The following is a 26,463-nucleotide window of genomic DNA, read 5'->3' as shown; positions in this document are numbered from 1 at the left end:
CTACGGTGCTTCGTTAATGGTTTGAATAATGTACTCGACTTCGGCATCGCGCAAAGCCGGGTTGAGCGGTAGACTCAACACTTCCCGGTGCAGTTGCTCGGTGATGGGCAACCGCAAACGCCGGTACTCGGCGTAGGCATCCTGCTGGTGTGGAGCAATCGGATAATGAACCGCCGTTCCGATTCCTTTCTGCCGCAAATAAGTCATGAAGGATTCGCGCTCCGGATGCCGCACCACAAACTGGTGCCAGACGTCCTCATCAATCCGGTCGGCGGGCGGCAGGGTCAGGGTGGAGTGTCGAATTTCGTTCAGGTAGCGGGACGCCAGTGCCTGCCGTCGGAGGTTGTCGGTATCCAGATGCGGTAGCTTTACGCTCAGGATGGCCGCCTGTATCTCATCCAGGCGGCTGTTTAACCCCCGAATCTGGTGAATGTATTTCTGCTCCGAACCGTAATTACGCAGCAACCGAACCCGATGCGCCAGGGCATCGTCGCTGGTAACCACACAACCCGCATCGCCCAACGCTCCCAGGTTTTTGGTGGGGTAAAAGCTAAAAGCTGCCGCATCGGTCAGATTTCCGGCTTTTCGATGCCGGTACGTGGCCCCGTGAGCCTGAGCCGCATCCTCCATCAGCTTGAGGTTGTATTTTTCGGCCAGCGCCTGAATGGGCGTCATATCGCAACAACGTCCGTACAGATGCACCACCGCAATGGCCCGGGTTTTTTCGGTAATTAATGGTTCAATCTGCCGGGCGTCGAGGGTATACGTGTGTGGGTCAGGCTCCGCCCAAACCGGGGTAAGCCCGCGGTCAGTGATGGGCAGAACGGTAGCTATATACGTATTGGCCGGAATAATAATTTCGCTTCCCGGTGGAAAATCGAAGGCCCGCAGAATCAGATCGATAGCCTCCAGTCCGTTGCCAACCCCAATGCAATGGGTTGCGCCACAGTAAGTGGCAAACTGTTTTTCAAAAGCCTCAACTTCCCGGCCCAACACATACCATCCGGAAGCTAATACCCGGGCCGCAGCTTCCTGCAAAGCCGCTGCATATGGTTCATTGACCTGCTTGAGGTCCAGATGCGGAATCATGGTCGATCGTAAAAGTAGTCAGATGGATCATAGTACTCATTCGAAAGTACGAGTAATATGGTCTCTTTTGAAAACTCATCAATGATATGCCAATCTCCGGGCTCAATCACCAGGCATTCATCGGGCCGGTTCAGGCAGAAGTACGATTCGTCTTTTCCGTTGGTTACAAAAACCCGGCACCTACCATTCAAAGCAATTAATGCATTGGATTCCTTCCGGTGGCCGTGTAAAGCCCGTTGCTGGGCAACAGTAGCAACATTGTAGATGTAAAACGCTCGCTTTAGTTCACCAGGTAGTATTTTTTCAAATACAGTAAGATCACCTTTCTCCATTGAGAAAGTATTTAGCTGTACAAGCTTGGACATAAAGATGGTAGTTTCTAGCGTTAAATTAGGTAGATTATTACTCTTAAGTTCGTTCTTGGTAGAAACTCATAAAATTATATCCTTTTTTATAAAAAAAACTACTATACGGTTGGTATGGCTCAATAATCTCACAATAAAATTGCTAAAACTACATTCTATAACATGAGCATTTATTCATAATATTTCTATTTCAATCTTTGATTAAACCCAGATTATTTTTTCATTAAATTTCCGGATTAACCAATCAACTTATCCTGGCTGTAATAAATACAAAAAGCCGACCTGAACAGTCGGCTTTTTGTAAAAAACAATACTGAATTACATCGGCAATGATTCAATGAACGGGCCGGCAATGGCAAGTACCTGATCTTTTGTCAGCGGTTCGTCGAACGCTTCATAAACTAACTGAGTCGACCAATCGGGCAGATACAGTTTCGATTTATTTTCCTGCATATTGAAGTAGTCAACGAGGTTAACGTTCCCTTGTGACCCCATGTCTTCATCGGCATACACCATCGGGCTGGCACCAGCACCATTTTGTTGAGCCGACGGCCATACGCGCAACCCTCTCATGTGACGAACGGCTGCCGCGTGCCGGGCTTCTACGGAATGAATCCGCAGCGCCACGGGCAATACGACTTTCGACATCGCCGTGTCTTGTTCCAGTAAACAAGCCGCCTGTCCTTTATACGCCCGCACCCCCGTATCTTCCAGGGCCTGCGCATAGGTCAGGAAGGTTGGAAAATCGGCCAGAGCCGCATTGAGCGTAGCCATATTATATTTAGGCTGCTTCTGGTTGGGTTTCAGACCCAAAACGCCCTCCAGCAAATCGACGTGCTGGGCTTCGTGTTTGGCGATCTGCACAACGTACGTCCGTGCAACAGCCGGAATCAGCCCTGACTTAAACTGCGCAGCCCGGTAAAAATCGCGCTCCAGGTATTCGAGCGTTAAGGCATACTCAACAATGGCCTTGGCGTCGCCAGCGCAACCGGTAGTCTCGCCAAACGCCTTGTTGACAACCGTAGAGAAAAACATGGGCGTTGCCGCAGCGGCAATCGAAGTAGTTTTTAGCATTTTCCGGCGTGAATAGGCGATTTTTTCGCTAATTTCCGGATCTGCTTTTTCAACGTGTGAAAATATTCCAAAGAGATTCATGGTCGTTCGTCAGGTTTATTTTTTGGATGATTCCAGGGCAAGCAGGGAAGCAGGATTGATTGCGGTTTTGATGTACTTACCGGCGCGACCGAGTACTTCGGCTACCGTAAGTGCTTTTTCCAAACCGTTGTTGTCAACCACGTAATCACCCGCAAACAAACCACCATTGGGTTGGAGCAGTGAACTAATCAGCGAAGCATGCCGGGCTTCTACCGATACGATTTTTCCGGCCAGCGTCAGGTAAATAGAGTTCATTTTGGAAATCAGCGGACCTGCTCCGTTGTAAGCCGCTACCCCGGTATCTTCCAGCACCCGGGCCGTGTTCAATACTTCCCGTTGGTTTGTAAAGTCGATGCTGCTCACATCAAATTCCAGCTCGCCAATGCGTTTGTCGGCCGGAATGGCCGCCTTGAAAAACTCCCGGTGGATAAGCTCATGATCGTGAATATCTTTCATAATCATTTCCTCCTTGCTACCTGCCGCAAACGTTTTCTTCTCAATAACAGCCATGTAGAAAGCGGTTTCCAGCTGCTCAAGGGCATATGCGTAGTTCAGAATGGCAAAATCGCCTTCACCAAAACTTACCCCATCGGCCGAAATCCGGGCACCAGAATGTTGGGGAGCTGTTTCATTGATTGAATTTTGACAAGCTGCCAGGAACGCGGAGGCCGAAACCGTAGTAAGTCCCAACGCCCGTAGAAACATCCGACGTTCTACCGATGGAATAGTGGGTACGCTCGAACCTTTTGGGGAAGTAGAGGTACTGGTTAATTCTTCCATAAGAAAAGATTATTTTAAACTGGGTGTATAAATGGTGCTTCTTGCAAGACAACCATATGAACGAAGCAGCCCAATTTTTGGATTTCGAAAGCCGTAAATTATTTTTTAAAAAGGAGATAACCGAGGGAACGGGACAAAAGGAAAGCAATCAGGCCGCAGAAAAAGACCGTTTTACCGAAAAATTAATTTTCTTTTATTTTAACAGCGGCACTGACAAACGCATTTATCAGACATACAATAAATAGCATTAGTCAGCTGTAAAATACGCAAAGATCGTTACCGACAATTGCTCCGCTTATCCGGGAAGATGGTGAAGTTCCTGCGCCAGAAACTGCTGAAAACGTTCCTGAAGGCCCCGGTAATACGTCAGGTATTTAATTCCTTCATCTGTCACGATAGCGCCCCCACCCCGCTCCCCACCGGTTTGGGTGCTAACGAGTGGGGCGTCGGCCTGGCTGTTCATGGATTGAACCAGATCCCAGGCTCTTTTATAAGACATTTTCATTTCTTTAGCCGCCTGGTTTATAGATCCCGTCTGCTGAATTCGCTCCAGCAATTCCATGCGGCCAATGCCAAAAAACCGTTCCTGAGCCTCCAGCCAAACCCGTCCGTTGATCCGTAAATCTGTCATGCCACGATTGAACCTCGGCTAAAACAAGGCCGTTACTTTCTTAAACGACCGCTCCAGCCGGTTGAGTGATAAAAACCGGTTGGATGGCCGGAATTGCAATGTCACCGTTGCACGGGTGCCTTCGCCCGGCGCCGATTGCCAGTCGATCTCGCCGTTGATCAACGCCACCCGCGATTCGATGTTGCCAATGCCCAGGCCCTGCCGGGCCGCTTTGTAATCGAATCCCTGCCCGTCGTCGTTGTAGTATAATTTCAGCAGCGGCTCTTCATACACCAGCCGAATGCTCACCTGTCGCGCGTTAGCGTGTTTGAGTGTATTGTTCAGCAATTCCTGCGTAATCCGGTACAGCATCAGCTCGGTTTCAGCATTGAGCCGCGAAGGAAGTTCATCAGCCCAGAAATGCGTTTCAAGGGTCGATTGATCAATCCGGGAAAGCAACTCCTCCACGGCCGCCGAATAACCGTACTGCTCGAGTGTCCGGGGACTTAGTTCGCGCAGCAGGTTGCGGATGTTGGCAATGATGTCGCTGATGAGCTGGCGCGCCAGGTCGCTCAGGGAGGTTGACCGCCCCGGTTGCCCCGGCGGATCAGACAGGCGGCTGACGTACAATTTCAGCGTGGCCAGTTGGGTGCCAATTTCGTCGTGCAGGTCACGGGCCAGGTTTTTCTTGATCTGCTCCTGCAACTCAACGGCTAGCCGCGTGCTTTGCTGGTGGGCCCGGTGAATCCGGTTTTCGCGCCGACGCAGCCAGTAAAAACCGGCCGCTCCAATCAAGACCGCAACCAGAACCAAAAACCAGGTTCGCTGCCAGAAGGGCGGCTGAATGATCACCGTCAATCGCTTGATCCGCGGGCTCCACTGGCCATCCTTATTGGCGGCCCTGACCCGAAACGTGTAGGTTCCCGGCGGCAGGTTGGCATAACGCACGTAGGTATCGTTGCCCGATTGCACCCAATGATTGTCATACCCAACCAACTGATATTGATAGCGATTACGCCCGTTGCTGTAGTAATCCAGCGCAGTAAATTCGAGGGCCACGGTATTCTGATTGTACGGCAGTTCGACCCGCGTCACTTCGCCGATATAGCCATTGACCTGATAAGGCACTTCGTTCACCGAAAACTGGTGAATATGAACGGCGGGCATGTACGAACTGGTTCGGAATTGTTCCGGAAAAAACCGGTTAAAGCCGTTCACACCCCCAAAAAACAGTTCGCCATCCTGGGTTCGGAAGTACGCATTTCCGTTGAATTCATAGCCCTGCAACCCATCGGAAAGATCAAACGTTTTGAACGTTTCCGTGGTCGGGTTAAAGAAGGCAATGCCACGGTTTGTGCTGACCCACAGGCGATTCTGATGATCCGGCAAAATACCGTACAGAAAGGTATTGGTTAAACCGTGCCGGTGGTCATAAATACGAATTCGACCCGTTTTGGTATTAAAGGCTGCCAGTCCTTTATCGGTTGCCATCCAGACAATCGGTTTTACCGGGTCCTCGTAAAAATACAGCACGGTATAGCCATCCAGCCCCCTGACCACCCGCTGTGGCCTCGGATCCTTCCCGATTGGAGCCCGTTCGTAACAGTAAAACCCAGCCGAATAAGACCCCACCCAATACCGGCCGGCCCGATCGTGAGCCAGACTGAAAATATTCTGGTGGGCCATCGTGGGCAGCAGCGAAAACTTGCGCTGACGGATATCGAGCAAAAAAAGTCCATCTTCTGTAGCGGCCAGCATCGTATTTTGATCGAGGGCCAGCAGACGGCGGACAAAGTTTTCGACAACCTTGCTCTGGGGAGAACCCGGCAACGGAATCTTGGTAAAAGTCGATTTGGCTTTGTCAAACGTAAAAACGCCCCCGTTCGTCCCCACCCAGATACGTCCCGAAGGATCTCTGTAAAGGCATTTAATGAGCGTTCGGGAAGGCAGATCGCTGTTTTTGGCCTGCGTTAGGTACCGACGAATGATCCGGTTTTGCGATCGATCCAATACATCCAGGCTCCGCTCGGTGGCAATCCACATTTCCGTAGGTGACGTTTCCAGAAAGCCCCGCACCACAAAATGGCTCAGTGTTGACGGATCTTTGTCAACATGCGGTTCGTTGCGGGAAACCGCCATTCCACCAAAAAAAGTACTCCCCGGCACAATTCGCGCCAATCCATCGGGGTCAGTATTGGCCCAGATAATACCCTGTCGATCAATGTATATTTTGCAAATCTCGTAGTCGGACAATTTTCGGGCGCTGTTCGTGAAACCGCCAACCTGGCTGAAGCGACCAGCGGATTTATCAAAAAGCCAGATGCCATTGCGCTGTGTCCCAAGCCACAACCGCCCTTCATGATCTTCAGCAATGCTATAAATTGAAGTGAGCACCTGATCCGCGCCGGGCACAAATGTTTGGTAACGACCCGTTTGGGGTTCAAACCGCACCAGCCCGGATGCCGTTCCGAGCCAGACAACCCCCGCCGAATCGCAGTGAAACGAGAAAACCCCCATAGACGGCCCCGCTTCGTTGTCGGGGTGACTGCTGAAATAGTAATGGGCTCTCCGCTCGTAGAGGTTATACCGAATCAGACCCGTTGGCGCGTGAAGCCAGACATCGCCCAGTGGGGTCCGAACCGTTGAATTGAGTTGGTCGTATTCGTGTGTAGGCCGGATGGCCGGGTCAAGCACCAGCTTACGGCGCGTCTTGATCGTCAACGAAACCAATCCTTCCGCTTCGCTGTAATACAGAACCTCCTGCCCGTTGGCGTAGAAGGGAATCGTTTTACTCTTGAGCGGTTTTTTGTTTTTCGAGTATGAATACAGGCAGGTAAAGCGGTCGGTAGTCCGGTCGTAATAATTCAGTCCGTACTCCGTACCAATCCAGAGATTCCCGTTCCGGTCTTCAACAATTCCGGAAACATTGATGCCGACCAGCGCCGTTGAATCGTTCAGATTGGGCCGATAATGCCGAAAATGTGTCCCATCGTACCGGTTTAATCCATCCTGCGTACCCAACCACAGAAATCCCCGGCTGTCGTTCAGCATATGATACACCGAACCCTGCGTCAAGCCTTCATCAACACCGATGTGATCGATCCGGAGCGATCGGTTTAACGGGTCTTTGTCGGCTCCCGAAACACCTGGCGACCCGAAGGTTACCAACCAGAAGAGCAGGAACGAGAGAGGGGTTAGTTTCATTTGTCACCGAAACGGAAACATCATGGTAAATTAATAGATCGATTGCTAACCTGCAAATACCTCCACTCGGCGAATGCCCCTCTATTTAAGTATACACTAAGTAATTATGGCTATACTAACCTTGGTTTGCTAGGCAACTGAGTATAGCTTTAATTAACTAATAATCAACCCACTAATTAAATAACGGTAAAAATCCCCCACTTTCTGAAGCAGCTGGCGGAAAACTTGAAAAATAAAAGAGCCAGACAAAGCATACATCGCCCGGTCTGACTCTGCTGAAACTCTATCAACTATAAATCAGCGCTTTACTACCTTCTTTATGATCACCTGTTGGCCACTGCTAACCCGCAACAGCAACAAACCTGCCGACTGGCGCCCCGTCGGAATCGACTGGTGCTCTACCACGCTGGGGGCCTCCACCTGACGTTCAGTAATTACCCGACCGTTCAAGTCCACCAGCTGCAGCTGGAGCAAACGTCCGGAAGCGCCCTGGATTTCCACCTCAACGGTTTCTTCCACCGGATTGCCCACAATCGTTACCGCTAGCTTGCCTTCATCAGCACCAGCCGACAACCGGGCTGCGGGCGACGAACACGTCAACGGTTTGGGGGCAAATTTCAGGACATAATTGCTGTTCTGCACTTTGGCGCTAATCTGGTACGTGGCTCCGTTTTTCAGATGGGCTGGCGTCGTAAAGCTGTACGCGTGTACTCCGTTACCTTTCCTGGCATCGAGCAGATCTTGCCGGAAAATGTTGGCCACCGTCGTACCGATCGATACGCCGTTTGCAAAGAACTCCAGCGTCATGGCCGCATTAGGCCGGTCGCTATCCCACACCCAGCCCCGCATGGTGCCGCACTCCACTTTATCCAGAAAACCGTCAAAATTACCCGTCACCACGGTAGAAGAAGGCGGTTGAATGGTGATCGTAACCGTTACGGTTCCAGTGCCATTACGGGGATCGGTGGCCTTGTAGGTCAGGGAGAATGTGCCATTGACGGTGGGCGTTCCCGTCAGCGAACGGTTGCCCGCGTCGAAGCTCAGACCACCCGGCAAGGGCGATAAACTATACGTCAACGACTCGCCATCCGGATCGGTAAAAGCGGGCAGAATGGTCGAAAATCCGACTCCCTGCGTCGCTGATAAAACGGGTCCCGAAGGCGGTTGCGGTGGGTTATTCGCTGGATTTGGGTTGGGATTGGGATTTGGGTTCGGGTTTACAGTTCCCTGACATTCGATCACTTTAGGCCCTCCTTTCAGGGTAAAATTACCGCCTGCTACACGCGCCGATAGCGAATGTTTCTGCCCATCTTTCAGGTTGTTACCAAGGTAGTAACGGAAAGCGTGCCGCCCGTCGCCTTTGCCCGCCCCCAGCAAATCCTGCCGGAATTCATCCGCGATCATGGTCGCGACAACCGTATTGCCATCCAGCAATTCCACCGAGATGGGCGTATTAGGCCGGTTGGCGTCCCAGACCCAGCCCCGGAAGGTTTCGCATTCGGCTCCGTACAGGTATCCATCGAAATTGCCAGCCACAACTGGTGGTGGGGTCGTACCGCAACTCGCCGGTGCCGAAACACCACTGATGTCGCCCCGGTTTAGCATGGGCGTTGAATGACCGAAGAAGTTCTGTCCGTTGTACAGGTTGGTGAGTGATCTGTACCATTCCGTTGCAACCAGCTCCTGACCCGGAACGCTAAAGTGAGTACGGTCTGATTCCGGAAACCGATGCCCATCCCCAAACTGATCGGTATTAGGGCCCGTGAATACATTCGAGCGGCCATACGGCGACGGAAACGGGTCGCCATACGATTTTGGCGGAGCGGAAGGATTGTTGTTCTGATGACTCGAATAACCGATTACCCGCACCTGATCTTCCCGCACCAGCGGATCGGCGATTGACCGCAAATGGCTGGCCTGGGCCACTACCCAGGGAACATCGGCTCCCAGATCCGACCGGCTCTGGCCAATCAGTTCATTCAACACATCGGCGTCATTTTCCGAGGTATTGATCGAATTCGTCCGTACATCGAAATACCGCCTTGCCCTCGGAAACCCGCTGGTCGAGTTGGTCGGTGAACCGTTCGGCGTGTTCACGTCGTCGCGCCGGTCGTTTTCGCCCTGATGCCAGAGAACGGCCCGTAACCCCGTTTGCCGCGCCCGACCCGTCAGAAAGTTCTTCAGGTTTCGGTACGGAAAACCGTTCAAAAACCGGGGCGATCCGTTTGAAAACGGTGTATTTCGGTTCTGGCTGCTGTTCCGCCATTCTACCACGCTGGTCGACGACATAGCGCTCTGATAAAAAGCCACCGGCACGTTCAGCGCCTGAATCAATTTGTTACCCAGGCCGCCCCAATACCACTGAAAAGAAAGCGTACTGAGCGGACAACCGGCACATTTGCCCGGATCGTTTTCTTCAAACCCCTGTAAATTGTTGCTCTGATCCTTTTCATTAAAAAACCGTACAAACGTAGCGTTGCCTGATTCGTAGGGGGCATAATTGGTATTGATGATTCCCGATGCGTTGGATTGCCCGGCGATAACAAACACCTCGCCGACGCCAAGGTCAAAATCGGCGGTTTCACGACCCTGGTTATCCTTGGCCCGAACCTTATACATACCGCCCGCGATGTCGATTTGGGCCGTCACCTGACAACTTCCACCGCCCGAAATGGGTACGGTTGTCCAGCTTTGCGAATTTCCCGTTACCGGGTTCAAAGGCCCCTGTGTGCCACCCGCCAGCGCGTATTTGTAAAACAGCAATTGCAGGGATGTGATGGGCTGACCGTTGGTTGAAGTGACAATAATTTTTACACTGGTTTTATTGTCCTGACCCCGCTGAAAAACCATACCGTTTTGGGGCCACGAAACGGCCACCTGAGCGTACAGCGAAGCGGTACAAACCAGCAACATCAATAAAATTCCGAAAATAGAACGTAGTTTTTTTGGCATACAGTCTTGGTTGTGCAGTGAGAGAACGTGAATCAACTACGAAAGTAGGATATAAAAATGGAGATAATTACTTATTTCCATACATTTTTATTTTTTGTAAACTGGCCTATCTCAGCAGGGTAACCTCTTGATCGTTCTAGTAACATTTCCTTATAAAAAGCACGGCTGATTTACTAAAAAAGAAGCCAAATAAAACGGTTTTGCCGTTAGCTCTCTACTGCCCCGAAAAGTTTATACTATTCAACCGCTTTCCGAATACCAGGCTAGGCTCAAGTCTGATAATCTGCCAAACATATTATTATAAGTTGTCATGAGTTTTGCACCAGGATATTACGTATTATTGCCAAAAATATCTTGAAATTTTCCAAGACTAAACCCATGAAAAAAACTCTATGTAATTGCCTGCTGCTGCTTGCCGGGCTATTACTTTGCGTGGCTCATGTCCATGCGCAGTCCCGGCAGGTCACCGGAAAGATTGTTGATGAAGCGAATGCGGCCATTCCCGGTGCCAATGTGGTAATTAAAGGTAGTGCAACCGGAACCACAACCGATGGCGACGGGAATTTCTCAATCTCGGTTCCGGCCGGCAAACAAGCGCTGGCGGTGTCGTCCATCGGTTTTCAAACCCAGGAAGTGGAGCTAACGCCCGCGATGTCGAAAGTAACGATCAAGCTGCTGCCCGACGTTAAAAATTTGAATGAAGTGGTGGTAACGGCCCTGGGGGTTCAGCGCAACACCCGCAATGTGGGGTATGCCATTCAACAAATCGACGGCAGCGGCATTCAGGAAGCCCGCGAAGTCAACTTCATCAACTCGTTACAAGGCAAGCTGGCCGGGGTACAAATTGGCGGCAACAGCGGTTCGATGGGCGGTTCGTCGCGGGTAACCATCCGCGGCTTGAAGTCCATTTCCGGTAACAACAACGCCCTGTTTATCGTCGACGGTGTTCCGATGGCCAACATGAACCTGAACTCCTACGGCGTCACGGGCGGACAGGGCACTGGCGGGGGTGGCTACGATTACGGCAACCCGGCACAGTTGCTCAACCCCAACGATGTTGAAAACATTTCGGTACTGAAAGGAGCCGCAGCCACGGCACTCTACGGCAGCCGGGGGCAAAACGGGGTGATTTACATCACCACCAAATCCGGAAAAGGGTCGGGCAATCTGTCGCTGAATTATGATCTAAACGTGCAGATTGATCAGGTTTCGCTGTTACCCAACCTGCAGAATAAGTACGGCGGAGGGGGTAGCCCCAACTTCACCAAATTGTACGTCAACCAGAATCCAAGCGGTTTTCTGCCGGGCGGAGGTACGTATGATGACAACGACGGCAAAGGCAAATACGACCTGATTCCGGAATACGGCGTTGATGAATCCTGGGGACCCATGCTCGATGGCAGGCTGGTCCGGCACTACTGGTCGTGGGATCAGGACCGCAACAACCCGAACTTCGGAAAAACCGCCCCCTGGAGCGCCCATCCGGACAACGCAAAGGATTTCTTCAAAACCGGCGTGACGTTCTCGAATAACTTATCGGTCGCCAGTAGCACTGACAAAGGTTCGATCCGGTTTTCGCTGGGCAACACCAACCAGAACTTTATTTACCCCGGCAGCCACCTGAAACGGTTTTTCATGAGCCTGAACACGGTCTATAAATTTACCGAAAAATTCACCTTCAGCGGGGGAATCAATTTTGTCAACGACCGTTCCAAAGGACGCCCGGGCACCGGTTTCTTCGGCAACAACCCCATGCTCTTTTACGTCATGTACGGCCAGCGGCAGATCGATGATGCGTACTTGAGAAATTATAAATACGCCGACGGCACCGAACAATCGTGGAACCGGACGGCCTGGAACATCCAGAAACCGGCTTTCACGCAAAATCCGTACTGGAATCAGTACGAAAACTACAATACCGACCAGAATACCCGCTACTTCGGCAACGCCGGTCTGACCTATAAAATCAACGACTGGCTTTCCACCGACCTACGGGTGTTCTCCGATTACCTGAATCACCTCGACGAAACCCGGAATGCCAAGGGCTTTTTTGTCGGTGGATACACTAAGCGGGTGGCCGTCAACCACGAAACGAACTACCAGGCGACGGTCAATATCAATAAAACGTTCCTGAATTCCGACCTGAGTCTGGAAGCCGTAGCCGGGGGTAACATCCTCGACATCAATGCCAGTATAGACGCGGGCAATACCAATGGGGGCCTTCAGAACCCTGGCGTTTACGTTCTCCAGAATTCGGTAACACCTGCAACGGTTTCGAACGCTTTTGGCAACCGGCAAACCAACTCGCTTTTCGCGTCGGCAACCGTCGGGTATAAGCGGTTTTTGTACGTGACGGCTACGGGCCGGAACGACTGGGCTTCGACGTTGTTCCAAACCGGCAATTACTCTTATTTTTACCCGTCCATCGCCGGTTCGTTCATCTTCACGGATGTGATGCCCAAAACCCGCTGGCTCACCCAGGGGAAAGCCCGGTTATCGTACGCGCAGGTGGGTAACGACGCCGATCCCTACAGCGTATCCCGGTATTACGATTACGTAGCGCCGTTTAGCACCTTCCCGCTGCAAAGCACCTCCGACAAGCTGTTCAACAGCCGACTCAAACCGGAACTTTCGTCGGAAGTGGAAGCTGGCGTTGACCTCAAATTTTTCAACGAACTGTTGGGTATTAATTTTACGTATTACGACCGCCAGACTCGAAACCAGATCTGGAACGTGCAGATTCCGGCCGAAAGCGGTTTTACAACCAAGGTCGTCAACGGTGGCACGGTTCAGAACAAGGGAATCGAGCTGACGCTTTCAGTCGCGCCCGTCACCACGCGGAACTTCAGCTGGCGGGCTGCTCTAAACTTCTCCCGCAACCGGAACACCGTTCTGGACCTGAACACGGATAATATCCAGGGCATCGAACGGTTTGTAATCGGTACGGAACGGCGGACCAATAAAGTGTCAATGGTGGCCCAGAAAGGCATGTCGCTCGGCACCATGCTCGGCACCGACTACGTTTACGACGCCAATGGCAACAAAACCGTGGGTGCCAACGGAACCTATAACGTAACGCCAACTCCGGTCATCATTGGCGATGCCAACCCGGATTTCATCGGCGGCTTGTCCAATACCTTCAGTTACAAAGCCCTGTATCTGTCAGCCTTAGTTGACTTTCAGAAAGGTGGGGACTTCTTCTCCTACACCAACCTGTACGGTAACAAATCCGGGATGTTTGAAGAAACGGCCGAAAACGGTATTCGTGAAAATGGCCTGATCAACCCGGGTGTGAAGGAAGATGGCAGCCCGAATGACGTTGTCATTACGGCCCGCACTCATTTCAACGCCGACGGCGGAAACCGCATCAGCAAAGCCAATCTGTACGATGGCAGCTTTATTTACCTGCGTGAAGTCCGGCTGGGCTGGAATTTCCCGGAGGCCCTTGCCAAGCGGCTCCGGATGCAGGCGCTGCGGCTGACGCTGACGGGCCGTAACCTGTGGCTCATCAAGAGCAATGCGCCGAACGTAGACCCGGCCAACATTACCAATTCCATCGGAAATCAGATCGGCTTTGAAGGCGGTGCACTGCCGCCAGTACGGAGCTACGGTGTCAACCTAAACCTGACTTTTTAAGGGCCGGACTGCCCTGTCAATCTAACATTCAGCAACATGAAATTAATTAATAAAGCGTGGCTAGCGGCCTTATTCCTCACGTTGGCGGGCTGCAATAATTTTGAAGAATTAAACACCGATCCGGCCCGATCCAGCGAAACCCAGCCGGAATTTTTGCTGGCCAACGCCGAAAAGCGCGCGTCGGACCTGCTGTATGACTCGTATTTCAACGGGCGCATCGGAATGGAACTTTCGCAGTACTGGATGGGTACCGACAAAACTTCCGACGGACGGTTTTTATTCACCAACGACGGCTTGTGGTCGGGTCTCTACGCTGGTCCATTAATGGATTTGCAGGAAATTGCACATTATTACGAACGGCATCCGGGCGAAAGCAGCGCGAGTACGCTGGCCGTTGCCGAAATCCTGAAAGCCTGGCTGTTTCACGTCCTGACCGACGTGTACATCGATATTCCGTACTCGCAGGCCCTTCAGGGCGACGAGATTCCGCAACCCGTTTATGACAAAGGCAAGGATGTGTACACCGCGCTGCTGGCCTCGCTGAAAAAGCAGGTGGACATTCTCCAGAATGCCCCATCCGGCGCTATTCGGGGTGATATTATTGCCAACGGCAACGCCCAACAGTGGGTGCGAATTGGCAATGCGCTGCGGATTCGGATTGCCCTGCGCATGGCTGACGCTCAACCCGCCGAAGCCAAAGCCGTGATTGAAGATGCCGCAAAAAATACGCTTACCAGCGTGAGTCAGGATGCGTTTTTCCCGTACAACACGGCTGCTGCGACCAACCGGTTCCCCTACAACGACGTGGAACGTCCGCTGGTTGAATTTGCCGTGTCGTCGACGCTGGTCGATTACCTGAAAGCCGTCAAAGACCCCCGCCTGACGATCTTCGCCCGCCCGGACGAAACCAATGGACAATACATTGGCAAAGTGTACGGTACGGAAGCCAATTCGCCCACCATGATTGGCCTTTCCAAACCGGGTGTGATTGCCTACAGCGGTTCGGCCAAAGGGTACATGATTACGTACGCAGAAATTGCGTTTGCCAAAGCCGAGGCAGCCGCTCGGGGCATGAATGTGGGCACAAAAACCGCCGAGGAACTGTATAACGAAGCCATAACGGCCTCCATGACGCAGTGGGGTGTCACCGATTCGAAAGCGGTTGCGACTTACCTGGAAAGCGTGCCGTACAAGGGGGGCAACTGGAAAAATGTCATCGGAACGCAAAAGTGGCTGGCCCTCTACATGCAGGGCATACAGGCCTGGCTCGAACGGCTGCGGCTGGATCCTAAAAAACCGGATGGCAGCATTTTGTTCATCAATCCGGCTTCGGGCAGTCTGGACCCCGATGTGAAGGATGTTCCGAAACGGTTGAAATACCCGAGCGGTAGCCGCGCCAGCAATGCCGTAAACAGCGAGCAGGCGGCTAAAAGCATTGGTGGGGACACGCAAGCCACCAAAAACTGGTGGGATATTAACTAAAAACGTTCGCTTCTCACTTTTCCTGTCCCGTTGCCAACCTAGTTGGCAACGGGACATTTTGTTTTATCCAATCCGGAAGCGCCGATTTTCGCATACGGTTTGCGCCTTTTTTTGTAGTTTCAGAACGGCTTTTTGAACTTATCAATCGGCTTTGTGCGTAACCTATTCTACCAAATCATGCTAAAACCGTTATTGACCGGCTTAGTACTTATGCTTGAAGTTTCCGGGGCATTGGCCCAATCGAATTCGATCAAATACCCGCAGACGCGTAAAGCCGAGCAGATTGACGACTACCACGGCACCAAAATTTCTGATCCGTACCGTTGGCTGGAAGACGACCGCTCCGCCGAAACCGAAGCCTGGGTAAAAGCGCAGAACGCCGTAACGTTCGGCTATCTGGAACAGATTCCGTACCGAAAACAGCTCGAAAACCGGCTTGAGCAAATCATCAATTACCCGCGCTATTCGGCACCGAGCCGCAAAGGGGACTGGTTTTACTTTTACAAAAACGACGGGTTGCAAAACCAGTCGGTGCTGTACCGGCAGAAAGGCCTGGAGGGCAAACCCGAGGTGGTGATCGACCCCAACAAGCTTGCAGCCGACGGTACCACGCGCCTGACCAGCTTCAACCTCTCAAAAGACGGTCGGTATGCGGCTTACGCCCTATCCAAAGCCGGTTCCGACTGGCAGGAGATTTTCGTGATGGACATGCAGACGCTCCAGACGCTACCTGATAAACTTGAATGGGTGAAATTTACGGGAGCGGCCTGGCAAGGCAACGGTTTTTACTACAGTCGTTATGACAAACCAGCCGCCGGGCAGGAATTATCGTCGAAAAACGAGTTCATGAAAGTGTACTTCCACCGGCAGGGAACCCCGCAAGCGCAGGATCAGCTGATTTATGAAGACAAAGCGCACCCGCTGCGGTATTTCTTCGCCCAGACAACCGAAGACGAACGGTTTTTGATTCTCAACATTTCGGAAGGAACCGACGGCTCCGAAATCTGGTACAAAGACGCTCAATCGGGCGACAAAGAATTCAAACGGCTTTTTGAAGGGTTCAAATACAACTATTCGGTGGTCGACAACGTCGGTAGTGATTTGCTGGTGTATCACAACAATGGCGCCCCGAATTACAAGGTATCCAGGGTGGTTCCCAAAACCGGCGCCATCAGCAATCTGATTCCCGAAAAACCGGAGAAACTCGACGAAGCGCATACCGCCGGGGGCAAGTTGTTTACCAATTACCTCAAAGACGCGACGTCCCGCATCTACGTCCATGACCTGAACGGAAAGCTCGAAAACGAGGTAAAACTTCCCGGACTGGGCACAGTAAGCGGTTTTGGCGGGGAACGCGACGACAAGTTCGTTTTCTACACATTTATGTCGTTCACTTTTCCGGCCACGATTTATCGTTACGACATTGCTACGCAGAAAACAACGCTGTTTCGCGCGCCGGAAGTCAAATTTCAGCCCGGCGATTACGAAACCAGGCAGGCGTTTTTTACCAGCAAAGACGGTACGCGCGTGCCCCTATTCCTGACCTACCGCAAGGGCCTGAAACTCGACGGCAACAACCCGACGATGCTCTACGGATACGGTGGTTTTAACGTCAGCCTGACCCCTGCTTTCAGTGCGCTACTGATTCCTTTTCTGGAGCAGGGCGGTGTTTACGCGTCGGTGAACCTGCGCGGAGGCAGCGAATACGGCGAAACCTGGCACGAGCAGGGCATGAAGCTGAAAAAGCAGAATGTCTTCGACGATTGCATTGCGGCTGCCGAATACCTGATTGCGCAGAAGTATACGTCACCGCAGAAGCTGGCCCTGCGCGGAGGTTCCAACGGCGGTTTGCTGGTGGGTGCCGTGATCAACCAGCGGCCGGATTTGTTTCGGGTTGCCATTCCGCAGGTGGGCGTGATGGACATGCTACGGTTTCATAAATTTACGGTCGGCTGGGGCTGGGTGAGCGACTACGGCAGTAGCGATAACCCCGAAGAGTTCAAGGCGATTTACCGGTATTCGCCCATTCATAATATAAAGGAAGGCATTGCGTACCCAGCCACGATGGTTACCACCGCCGACCACGACGACCGCGTGGTTCCGGCCCACTCGTTCAAATATGCCGCCACCTTGCAGGAAAAATACAAAGGCACGAACCCCGTTCTGATTCGGATCGAAACCAATTCGGGCCACGGGGCCAGCAATACGAAAAAGTATATTGAGATGATGGCGGATATTTACGCCTTCACGCTCTGGAATATGGGCGTGACGAGTTTAACGAAGTAAGACCAAGCGAGTAAACAGTCTGTCTTAAAACAGAAAACCGCCGGAAGATCGCTTCCGGCGGTTTTCTGTTTTATCAATTCGCTTAGAATTTGAAGGTTACGCCCAATTGAAGTGGTGCAACTCCAAAACCAACTTCCGCAAAAGCCCCGATGTTGTCGGTGAATAAATACCGTCCACCAATGTGGCCACCTAAATCAACACCGCCATAAGAGCCGCGAAAACCAGCGTAATTACTATTCCAAGTCCAGCCACTATAGAGCAAGCCAAGTCCAGCGTATAAATCAACTTTGTCATTGTCTAATTGCAACAATTCATTGAAGTGATACGCCCCCCGTACACCAATGCTATAGTAAGAACCATAGCCGCTGTAACCGCGAAAAGCACCCAGTGCACCAACTGTAATATTTTTAGCTACCCCAAGATCAAACGAAGCTCCAAGGCCGATACCGCCCCCACCAAAGCCGATGCCACCCCAGCCGCCGACACCGATCCCGGCGTTTAGGAATTTAGTGCCTTTATCGATGGGCATTTGCGCAAATGACTTTGTGCCGACCAACAGCAGGGCCATTACTAGGAGAGAAGAGAGAATTTTTTTCATTAGTATGAATGAGTTAGATGTAAAACTTGAGCCAAAATAAGGGAGATTATTCCCTTCTTACAAGAGGCAAGGGGGTAGTTGTTCGTTTTCGGTTGAAAATCGGGTAGAATTCCCTTACTTTTTCGTAGTAGTAACCCGTATTAGTTTTCTAGTAGCAAGTAGTTCTACGTATGCTCATTTCCAGACTCAAGTAACCCGCTGGATTCAAGCAGTACGAAAACCGATCGCTTGCGCCAGCCCACCGCTCCTGATAAAAATCAGTTTTTTTCGCAAACTCTGTAATGAATTTTCGCACCGGTCGTCTTTGTCTTTGAAATGGATTTACAAACCTTCAAGCAAAAAGTACTCCCCGTTCAGGGTCGGCTTTTCCGGCTGGCCAAACTGTTTCTGCGAAGCCGCGAAGAAGCCGAGGATACCTTGCAGGAGATTTTAATGCGACTCTGGACAAAACGGCAGCAGTTGGATGCGTACCATAGCGTCGAAGCACTGGCCGTGCAGATGACGCGCAACTTGTGTCTGGATAAACTGAAAGCCCATAGCCACCGGACGACCGACGATGCCACCGATCTGACAACCGTCCAGGAGAACAGCGTTTCACCTTACCACCAAACCGAATTATCGGACAGCGCGGCCCTGCTCCGTCGCATCATCGAAGCACTGCCGGAGTCCCAGAAACTCATTCTGCACCTGCGCGACGTGGAGGAGTATTCGTTTGAAGAGATTGAAGAAATAACGGGGCTTACCGTCAACAACATCCGGGTGATTCTGTCGAGAGCCCGGCAACGAGTTCGGGATAGCTACCTGAAAACCAACGACTATGAAGCAGGATATTGACAAGCTGCTGGAGAAATACTACGCCGGAGAGAGTACACTGGAGGAGGAAAAGCAGTTGCGGGAATTTTTCAACAGCCCATCAGTGCCCGACGCCTTACAGCAGCAGGCCGAACCGTTCCGTTATTTTGCGGAGGTTCGAAACGAACAACCATCGCTGACAGTCCGTCAGCGCCTGAGCGACCGGCTGAGTTCGGCTAGCCGACTGCGTACACTGGCCACCTGGAGTCTGGGGCTGGCCGCCAGTGTAGCCCTGCTGGCGGGTGGATTTGTCGGCGGATTGCAGTATAGTAACCGCGCAAACGAGCCAAACGCTGCGTATGAAACCACATCGGCCGTCGCTATCAAGGAGGTGTTGCGGTTTGACCAGGTGGCTCAGACATCGGCCAGCGAGCGCATTCAGGCCGTCAACCAGTCGTCTGATCTACCAGAAGCCGATCAGGACATTACGCAGTTGCTGATCAATACGCTGAATTTCGACGATAATGTGAACGTGCGGCTGGCAGCTTGTCAGGCCCTGATGCGGTTGCCCAACGAACCGGGCGTTCGGGAAGGCCTCATTCAGTCCCTGAAAATTCAGACTGATCCGTACATTCAGATCATGCTGATCGAAGCGCTTGTTTCCATTCAGGAAAAACGGGCCATCAACGAAATGCAGCGGCTGGCCCGCAACCAGCAAGTCCTGGAAGAAGTGCGCCAAAAGGCCGCAGAAGGGCTTAGCCGCCTGAGCCGGACTTAAGATTTTCCACTTTTCAAACCAAACCAATGAGAAAATTCACCCTGTTAGTCACCGCAATTTTGTGGTGTACCCTCCATGCTCATGCCCAGGAATACAAAGCCAAACTGGGCAATTCAAAAGACCGGAAAGTCACCATCGAAATGGATGCTGGTGATTACAAAATTGAAGGATACGACGGCGACGAGGTGGTGATCCGTACTTCGGCCACCTTCGAAGCCCCCCCCGAACGGGCCAAAGGCTTAAAACCGTTGTACTACGCGGCTGTCGATAATTCGGGAATCGGACTGGCCGTAACGCCGGAAGGCAACGGCTTGAAAATTGAAAAAGCAACCCGCAAGGATATTGACTACACCATTCGGGTGCCCAAAAGAGCGGCTATTTTAGTGCGGCAGGTCAACTGGCGGAACGGCTCGGTAAGCATCAGTAACGTGGATGGCGACCTGGAAGTCAAAACCACCAACTCCCCCATTTCGCTCAAAAACGTAACCGGGCCGGTGGTCGCCAATACGACCAATGGCGAAGTCAATGTTACTTTCACGAATCTGAGTCAGGAAAAACCAACCTCCATCACCACTATTTCGGGTGAAATTGATGTAACCCTGCCCGCCAATGCCAAAACGAACATGAAGCTCCGGTCGATCAACGGCGAAATGTATACCGATTTTGATTTGGGGCAGAAGAGTTCAAAGGAAGGGATGCCACGCGTAGGCGGCAGCAACAACGTCGAGGGAACAACCAATGGCGGAGGAGTGGAAATGAAGCTCAATACCATCAGCAGCAATATTTACATCCGCAAACAAAAATAAAACGGCCGTGAAAAAGCTATTCCTACTCCTCCTGACCAGCCTGTTGCTTGCTCCGGCTTTTGCCCAGAAGATTATCGATAAAAAATTCCCGTTTTCGAACCAGCAGCTCGTCAACCTCAACCTGAGATTTGCCGACAGCATTCAGGTGCGGTATTGGGACAAAGCCGAAGTATCGGTTCGCATTGCGGTCACGGTCAATAACGGACGGCTGAATGACGCCTTGCTGGTCGAATCCAACACGACAGCGACTGAAATCAGCCTCAAAACCGACTTCGACCGGGAAATGCTCAAAGAGGGAAAAGCCGAAGACTGTCCCGGTAAAGAGGCAACCTGGCGCTCTGGCAAAACGAACGGGCAGTACCATTACGTCTGCAGTACAATCAACTACCAGGTTTTTCTGCCCCGGCAAGCCAAACTGCGCATCGAATCGATCAACGGAAATATTGCTATTGAGGGTGCCACCGAAGCCGTTTTCGCCAAAACCATCAGCGGTTTTGTGGACTTAAACTGGGCGGGCACGAAGGGGGCAAACCTGGCCCTGAAAACCATCACTGGAGAGGTGTATTCCGACCTGACTATCGACTTCAAAAACAAGCGCCAGCAAAATCCGATGGTTGGCTATTTACTGGAAGGAACAGTGAACGGCGGTGGTCCGGAAGTGCGTTTGGAGTCAATCAGTAATAATGTATACGTTCGGCGGAAAAAGTAAATACCCCCTGTTTTTTCACCGTGCAGCAGCGGTTGCGTTCAATCGAGCAATCGTTCAAACATAATCAAGTAATTGCCGTTTTATCCACCAGTCAACCAGCATGCGTCGTCGGATCGCGTTTGGCTGGATGAGAATTCTGGTAGTTGTCACACAAAATAAACGAAGATTATGGCACGAGGAGACAAATCTGCTTACACCGATAAGCAGCAACGACAAGCCGAACACATCGAAGAAAGTTACGAAGACCGGGGTGTACCGGAAGAAGAAGCCGAACGCCGGGCCTGGGCTACGGTAAACAAAATGTCGGGGGGCGGCAAAAAAAGCGGATCGGGCCGCGGACATGCCGAAAACCAGGCACCTGCCCAAAAAGGCGGTAAAAAAGGCGGAGCAGCGTCAGCCTCACGCAGCGCTGAAGAGCGGTCCGCTTCTGCGAAGAAAGCAGCCGCAACCCGCAAGAAAAACGCTGAAGCGAAATCCCAAAATCATTGAAATTTGGGGGCTAAACTAAAATTCCGACGGTGTCAACTTTTGCGGATTTACGTCGCCACCGATCCTAAAAATTTAGCCGCACTGGTCAGTGCGGCTAAATCATCTATTAGACGGAAGGTTCGATACTAATTAGTTCTCTTTCGGAAGAGACTGGCGTGGATTGGTTGCAACTTCTGATGCCTGATCAACCGCAGTTGAGGCATTGGGCCGCTGAAATTTGTAGTTCCGGTTGGCCAGGTTCTCCTGTGCGTTGTGCGGAACGACAAATCCATCAACAGGCTCAGCGTTCGGCACGGGCTGTTTGTAGTTGGCTACGGCCCGGTTGTCAAGTCCGGGAGCGTTAATCTCCGTTCCCTTCTGGCTTGCCCATTTCCGGGCTACTGCGGCTTTGTTAGGATGCTTGTAATTATGGGTCGAGTATGTTCCATCGTTCCGGTTTTTGGCAACATCCTGCGCTGAAACCGCTGCGATTGAAAGTCCACTAAGAGCTAAAGCAAAAATGTATGTTTTCATGGCTTGTCCTATGTTTAGATGTCAATCTCACGAAGTCGGGTTGCTACTGAACCTATCTTCTGGCTGACATAACAAAGATCGGAAGCCAGTGTTAAGCTCGTGTTAGAGCCGCATTAGAACGGGGTTAGAAATGCAGCTAAAACGAGCCAAACCCACTAAAAAAGGAGCCTTACGGGTATTCAAGGACGAAAAAGAAGGTAAATGTATTGGCTAGGAACGGGGGAAGGTAACGGTAAACGTTGTGCCGTCTTCGGCCGACGACGCAACCTGAATTTCGCCCTGGTGCAACTGCACAATGCGTTCGGTTAGCGGAAGCCCAATGCCGTATCCCGGCAAACCGCTTGCGTTGCGTCCCCGCTGAAAAGGAACAAAAATAGCGGCCAACTGATCGGAAGGAATGACCGACCCGGCGTTGTGAACGTTCAGTTGCAGCAACTTTCCCGGCGACGACAAGTGCATCGATACCGTATGATCGGGCGAAAACTTTCCGCCGTTGTCCAGCAAATTAAAAAAAGCCGTTCGCAGCAGCGGCTCACTCCCTGTCAACTGCCAATGGGTGTAGGCCGCAGGCAACGGGTCAATACGCAGGTAAACGGTATAGGACGGTTGCAGCCGCTGAATCTCCAACCGCACCTGTTCCAGCAAATGATCCAGCAGAACAGGCGCCATCGGTACAGCCGACGAATCCATGCTGGCATTGGCCAGGGTCAGCAAACCGTTCGTCATCCGGTTCAGGCCACGTACGTCGTCAAGCACCGACCGCAGCGTTGCCCGCAGTTCCTCGGGTTCATCTTCGGCCAGCAAGGACACTTCCAACTGGCCCGTAATGGCCGTCAGCGGAGTCCGTAACTCGTGCGAAGCGTGCGATACAAACGAGCGTTGCAATCGAAAAGCCTCTTCCAGACGGTTTAGCATCCGGTTGAACCGCTGCGCCAGTTGCGTTAATTCATCTCCGCTTTTTCCCTCGGGTAGGCGCAGCGACAGCTTGGAGGCCGTAATTTCATCAATGCGCTGATTGATTCGGCTGATGGGCTGCACGATGCGTCCCATAAAATACCGCCCGGCCACCAGCACGATGCCCGTCATCAGAAACCAGCCCCCGCCCAGCAATTCGGCCAAATCCTGAATCGTCCGGACGCCATAGGTATCAACCGCCGAGGCAAAAATGACAAATGGATCGGAATCTTCGGCAAATAAAATTCCCACCACCTCACGTCCCTTCTCCTGCCAGCGTGTTGTTTGCAGCTTCCGGACGCGGCTCAGGATTTCGGGCGTCACCGTCAGATAATCCGTACCGCTTTCGTAAATCAGCTCATTTTTAGCGTTGTAGATGATAATTTCCTCATCGGGCAATACCGTCAGCTGGTTTTTGTCAATCAGTTTGTAGAGCGCTGGCCCCATGCGTTCGCGGCCCACCAGCAGATGTCCTGCCGTACGCGCTTCGGCCCGCAACCGGGTCAGAAATTCATACTTGCGGTATTGATCCGCCACCAGGTACAGAAACAGGCAAAAAACCGCCAGCAAAACAGAGACGATGACGGTCGATAAAAGCGTAAGACGGTTCTGAAGACTCATTTTTCTTTCAGCACATACCCCATACCGATTAGGGTGTGGATCAGTTTAACGGGATAATCTTTATCAATCTTAGCGCGTAGGTAACTGACATAAACGTCGATTACATTCGTCCCCGTGTCAAACCCAATATCCCACACACGCTCGGCAATGTCTACCCGCGAGACAACCCGTCCGGCGTTCCGCATCAGGTATTCCAGCAACGCATATTCGCGGGCCGTCAGCTCGATGGTTTGCCCCTGTCGGCGGGCAACCCGCTCATCCAGATTAAGCTCCAGATCGGCGACCCGTAGCACCCGCTCCGCTTCGTCATCGGCCCCGGACCGACGCAACAGGGCCTTCACCCGCGCCAGCAGTTCCAAAAAATCAAACGGTTTGGCCAGATAATCATCGGCACCTGCTTCAAACCCGAGCAATTTGTCGGCGGTTGTATCCAGTGCCGTTAACATCAAGATCGGAATCCGGCGATTCTGCTGCCGAATGTATTCGGCCAGTTCAAGTCCGCTCAGGCCAGGCAGATTAACATCCAGAATGATCAAATCAAAATCCGTTGCGTCGAACCGCTCCTTCCCCTCTTCGCCCGTTAGGGCCACCTCAACGGTATACGACTGTGTTTGTAGCCCTTTTTTAATAAATGTGGCTACTTTAGGTTCATCTTCGACCAGTAATAATTGCGCGTTGGAGCCAGCCGTCATACGTTAGAATAAAAAAACCGTTCCGGGTCGAGCGATCTGATCGGAATGGGCAGACTAATTACCTGACTGCAAGGTACTAACCCAACGAATACGGTAGTAAAGAAAAAAGCCCCGAAAGGGGCTTTTTTCAACGATTTTTAGTGATTTTCGGCAACCTTACTGCTGCCCTTCAGCTTATCTTTAAATACCTTCCGGAATTTGTCCAGCTTCGGTGCAATCACGAAAGAGCAATAGCCCTGTTCCGGGTTGTTGGCGAAGTAGCTCTGGTGGTAGTCTTCAGCTACGTAAAATGTACTCGCCGGACTGATTTCGGTTACAATCTTTTTGTCATACGCCCCCGATTCGTTCAGTTCCTTCTTCACGGTTTCGGCGAGCTGCTTCTGCTCGTCGTTGTGGTAGAAAATCACGGACCGGTACTGCGTGCCGACATCGGCACCCTGGCGATTCAGTGAAGTGGGGTCGTGGCTCCGGAAGAAGGCCTGAAGCAACTCAGCGTAGGTGATTTTTTTCGGATCGTAGGTTACTTCTACGCATTCCGCGTGGCCGGTATTACCGGTACAAACCTCTTTGTAAGTTGGATTGGCCTTGGTTCCTCCTTCATAGCCGGAAACCGCGTCAGAAACGCCGTCCAATGATTCAAACATGGCTTCCGTACACCAGAAGCAGCCGGTTCCGAAGGTGGCTTTTTCCATACCGGGAGCCGTAGACGCAGTGTTGTTGGTATTCATCATTTTGGTTTTTCGTTCGGATGTTTGCTGTTTTGACGATTGCCCACACGACAACAAAGGCATGATGGGCAACAAAGCCATCAACCAGGTCGTCAGCCGTCTGAATTGCATTGGTTTGAACATAGTAAGACGTTGAAAGGTTTTTAGTTGACTAGGTAACAAATGCGAGTTCCATACATACGCACTGCTCAGCCCCACGGTTTTCTAGTTATAAAACAGAATCCTGGCAAAGACGGTTCGCCGTTTAACGGGCTGATTCAAACCTCTTTCTGATATGCTTGAATTCTTGGAGTTAGACACTGAACAATTTCGTTTTACGGGCCACAAATCTAAAAAATTCACCATCGCCGATTCCCTCCAGAGCTACCCCGATCTCTACGAGAGCAAAGAACATTATGAACTTCTGCTGCAATACCAGACAACCGAACTGAACGCGTTGCAGGAAAAAATGTACGCCCACAACCGCTATGGCCTGGTGGTAATTTTCCAGGCTATGGATGCCGCCGGTAAAGATGGTACCATTCGGCACGTGTTCTCGGGTGTGAACCCACTGGGCTTGCAAATGCATTCGTTTAAAAAGCCCAATGACCTGGAACTGAGCCACGATTTCCTGTGGCGTAGCACCATCCACCTGCCCAAACGGGGGCACATCGGAATTTTCAATCGCTCGTACTACGAAGAAGTGCTGATTGTCAAGGTACATCCCGAAATTGTGACTGAAACCCAGCGGCTGCCCGACGAGCAAACGGCTGATCTTGATAAACTCTGGAAACACCGGTATAAAGACATCCGCAATTTTGAAAAGTACCTGACTCGAAACGGTTTTCCGGTCGTCAAATTTTTCCTGAATATTTCCCGGAAAGAGCAGGGCAAGCGCCTGATCAGCCGGATTGAAACCGAATCAAAAAACTGGAAATTTGAAAAGCAGGATGTAGTCGAGCGCGGTTACTGGGATCAGTATATGCAGGCTTACGAAGACGCCATCAACGCCACAGCCAGCGAAAAAGCGCCCTGGTACATCATTCCGGCCGACGATAAACGCAACATGCGGCTGATGGTATCCAAAATCCTGGTCGAGAAACTGCAAAGCCTCACGATGGCGTATCCAACCGTGACAAAAGCGCAGCAAAAGAGTTTAAAGGAACTGGTCGAGGTTATCCAGAAAGAGTAGATTGTATGGCGGGGGGTATCTCCCCGCCTTTTTCTTCGTCTAAGCATCTGAAA

The 26,463-nt window shown here is 51.7% G+C and carries 22 protein-coding genes; 10 read left to right on the top strand and 12 right to left on the bottom strand.

Annotated elements, in window-relative coordinates:
* The 4 genes from ACYVH9_RS03735 to ACYVH9_RS03720 all read right to left on the bottom strand — a co-directional run bounded on the left by ACYVH9_RS03735 (position 1) and on the right by ACYVH9_RS03720 (position 3,389).
* Positions 1-1,089 carry a DegT/DnrJ/EryC1/StrS family aminotransferase gene (locus ACYVH9_RS03735; RefSeq protein WP_460634950.1) on the bottom strand — a complete coding sequence of 363 codons (1,089 nt, stop codon included), beginning with the start codon at positions 1,087-1,089 and terminating at the stop codon, positions 1-3.
* Complete coding sequence (locus ACYVH9_RS03730) at positions 1,086-1,454, bottom strand: sugar 3,4-ketoisomerase (RefSeq protein ID WP_460634949.1); 369 nt, start codon at positions 1,452-1,454, stop codon at positions 1,086-1,088. The genes ACYVH9_RS03735 and ACYVH9_RS03730 overlap by 4 nt, the downstream gene beginning before the upstream one ends.
* A gap of 318 nt (positions 1,455-1,772) precedes the next feature.
* Entirely contained in the window at positions 1,773-2,609 is an 837-nt protein-coding gene (locus tag ACYVH9_RS03725; RefSeq protein ID WP_460634948.1) for a ferritin-like domain-containing protein, read from the bottom strand.
* 15 nt (positions 2,610-2,624) lie between these two features.
* The gene (locus ACYVH9_RS03720; protein WP_460634947.1) at positions 2,625-3,389 is read right to left on the bottom strand and encodes a ferritin-like domain-containing protein; all 765 of its coding nucleotides are present in this window, start codon (positions 3,387-3,389) and stop codon (positions 2,625-2,627) included.
* Positions 3,390-3,445: 56 nt separating this feature from the next.
* Here ACYVH9_RS03720 and ACYVH9_RS03715 point away from each other — a divergent pair, with 56 nt between their 5' ends.
* Positions 3,446-3,634, top strand: a complete 189-nt coding sequence (locus ACYVH9_RS03715; RefSeq protein WP_460634946.1) for a hypothetical protein — start codon at positions 3,446-3,448, stop codon at positions 3,632-3,634.
* Positions 3,635-3,684: 50 nt separating this feature from the next.
* On the opposite strand, the gene ACYVH9_RS03710 is transcribed toward ACYVH9_RS03715, so the two are convergent.
* The 3 genes from ACYVH9_RS03710 to ACYVH9_RS03700 form a co-directional block, all read right to left on the bottom strand.
* Complete coding sequence (locus ACYVH9_RS03710) at positions 3,685-4,020, bottom strand: winged helix-turn-helix domain-containing protein (RefSeq protein WP_460634945.1); 336 nt, start codon at positions 4,018-4,020, stop codon at positions 3,685-3,687.
* 18 nt (positions 4,021-4,038) lie between these two features.
* Positions 4,039-7,203 carry a ligand-binding sensor domain-containing protein gene (locus tag ACYVH9_RS03705; protein ID WP_460634944.1) on the bottom strand — a complete coding sequence of 1,055 codons (3,165 nt, stop codon included), beginning with the start codon at positions 7,201-7,203 and terminating at the stop codon, positions 4,039-4,041.
* A gap of 297 nt (positions 7,204-7,500) precedes the next feature.
* Positions 7,501-10,155 carry a putative Ig domain-containing protein gene (locus ACYVH9_RS03700; protein WP_460634943.1) on the bottom strand — a complete coding sequence of 885 codons (2,655 nt, stop codon included), beginning with the start codon at positions 10,153-10,155 and terminating at the stop codon, positions 7,501-7,503.
* Between the two features lie 378 nt (positions 10,156-10,533).
* Here ACYVH9_RS03700 and ACYVH9_RS03695 point away from each other — a divergent pair, with 378 nt between their 5' ends.
* From ACYVH9_RS03695 to ACYVH9_RS03685, 3 genes are all read left to right on the top strand, one after another.
* Positions 10,534-13,791 carry a SusC/RagA family TonB-linked outer membrane protein gene (locus ACYVH9_RS03695; RefSeq protein WP_460634942.1) on the top strand — a complete coding sequence of 1,086 codons (3,258 nt, stop codon included), beginning with the start codon at positions 10,534-10,536 and terminating at the stop codon, positions 13,789-13,791.
* Between the two features lie 36 nt (positions 13,792-13,827).
* Entirely contained in the window at positions 13,828-15,273 is a 1,446-nt protein-coding gene (locus tag ACYVH9_RS03690) for a SusD/RagB family nutrient-binding outer membrane lipoprotein (protein WP_460634941.1), read from the top strand.
* Between the two features lie 210 nt (positions 15,274-15,483).
* Positions 15,484-17,559 (top strand): prolyl oligopeptidase family serine peptidase, encoded by a 2,076-nt coding sequence (locus ACYVH9_RS03685; protein ID WP_460634940.1) that lies wholly within the window; start codon positions 15,484-15,486, stop codon positions 17,557-17,559.
* An 82-nt stretch (positions 17,560-17,641) separates the two neighbouring features.
* Here the strand turns inward: ACYVH9_RS03685 and ACYVH9_RS03680 are convergent, their stop codons facing one another.
* The gene (locus tag ACYVH9_RS03680) at positions 17,642-18,157 is read right to left on the bottom strand and encodes a hypothetical protein (protein ID WP_460634939.1); all 516 of its coding nucleotides are present in this window, start codon (positions 18,155-18,157) and stop codon (positions 17,642-17,644) included.
* Positions 18,158-18,472: 315 nt separating this feature from the next.
* Here ACYVH9_RS03680 and ACYVH9_RS03675 point away from each other — a divergent pair, with 315 nt between their 5' ends.
* From ACYVH9_RS03675 to ACYVH9_RS03655, 5 genes are all read left to right on the top strand, one after another.
* Positions 18,473-18,991: an RNA polymerase sigma factor gene (locus ACYVH9_RS03675; protein ID WP_460634938.1), complete on the top strand. Its 519-nt coding sequence runs from the start codon at positions 18,473-18,475 to the stop codon at positions 18,989-18,991.
* A complete protein-coding gene (locus ACYVH9_RS03670; protein WP_460634937.1) occupies positions 18,975-19,727 on the top strand; it encodes a HEAT repeat domain-containing protein in 753 nt (250 codons plus the stop codon). The genes ACYVH9_RS03675 and ACYVH9_RS03670 overlap by 17 nt, the downstream gene beginning before the upstream one ends.
* Before the next feature lie 26 nt (positions 19,728-19,753).
* Positions 19,754-20,533, top strand: coding sequence for a DUF4097 family beta strand repeat-containing protein (locus tag ACYVH9_RS03665; protein WP_460634936.1), 780 nt, complete (start codon positions 19,754-19,756; stop codon positions 20,531-20,533).
* 7 nt (positions 20,534-20,540) lie between these two features.
* Positions 20,541-21,242, top strand: coding sequence for a DUF4097 family beta strand repeat-containing protein (locus tag ACYVH9_RS03660; protein ID WP_460634935.1), 702 nt, complete (start codon positions 20,541-20,543; stop codon positions 21,240-21,242).
* 168 nt (positions 21,243-21,410) lie between these two features.
* A complete protein-coding gene (locus ACYVH9_RS03655; RefSeq protein WP_460634934.1) occupies positions 21,411-21,731 on the top strand; it encodes a plasmid stabilization protein in 321 nt (106 codons plus the stop codon).
* A gap of 129 nt (positions 21,732-21,860) precedes the next feature.
* Here the strand turns inward: ACYVH9_RS03655 and ACYVH9_RS03650 are convergent, their stop codons facing one another.
* From ACYVH9_RS03650 to msrA, 4 genes are all read right to left on the bottom strand, one after another.
* The gene (locus tag ACYVH9_RS03650) at positions 21,861-22,244 is read right to left on the bottom strand and encodes a hypothetical protein (protein ID WP_460634933.1); all 384 of its coding nucleotides are present in this window, start codon (positions 22,242-22,244) and stop codon (positions 21,861-21,863) included.
* A 210-nt stretch (positions 22,245-22,454) separates the two neighbouring features.
* Positions 22,455-23,819, bottom strand: a complete 1,365-nt coding sequence (locus ACYVH9_RS03645; protein ID WP_460634932.1) for a HAMP domain-containing sensor histidine kinase — start codon at positions 23,817-23,819, stop codon at positions 22,455-22,457.
* On the bottom strand, positions 23,816-24,511 hold the full coding sequence (locus tag ACYVH9_RS03640; RefSeq protein WP_460634931.1) for a response regulator transcription factor: 696 nt from the start codon (positions 24,509-24,511) through the stop codon (positions 23,816-23,818). The genes ACYVH9_RS03645 and ACYVH9_RS03640 overlap by 4 nt, the downstream gene beginning before the upstream one ends.
* A 137-nt stretch (positions 24,512-24,648) precedes the next feature.
* On the bottom strand, positions 24,649-25,239 hold the full coding sequence (msrA, locus tag ACYVH9_RS03635; protein WP_460636442.1) for a peptide-methionine (S)-S-oxide reductase MsrA: 591 nt from the start codon (positions 25,237-25,239) through the stop codon (positions 24,649-24,651).
* A 274-nt stretch (positions 25,240-25,513) separates the two neighbouring features.
* Here msrA and ACYVH9_RS03630 point away from each other — a divergent pair, with 274 nt between their 5' ends.
* Positions 25,514-26,410 carry a PPK2 family polyphosphate kinase gene (locus ACYVH9_RS03630; protein WP_460634930.1) on the top strand — a complete coding sequence of 299 codons (897 nt, stop codon included), beginning with the start codon at positions 25,514-25,516 and terminating at the stop codon, positions 26,408-26,410.
* The last annotated feature ends 53 nt before the right edge of the window (positions 26,411-26,463 follow it).

Source organism: Larkinella harenae, assembly GCF_054780515.1.
Note: the sequence above shows the minus strand (reverse complement) of the source record. Positions and strands in the feature narration are given on the sequence as shown.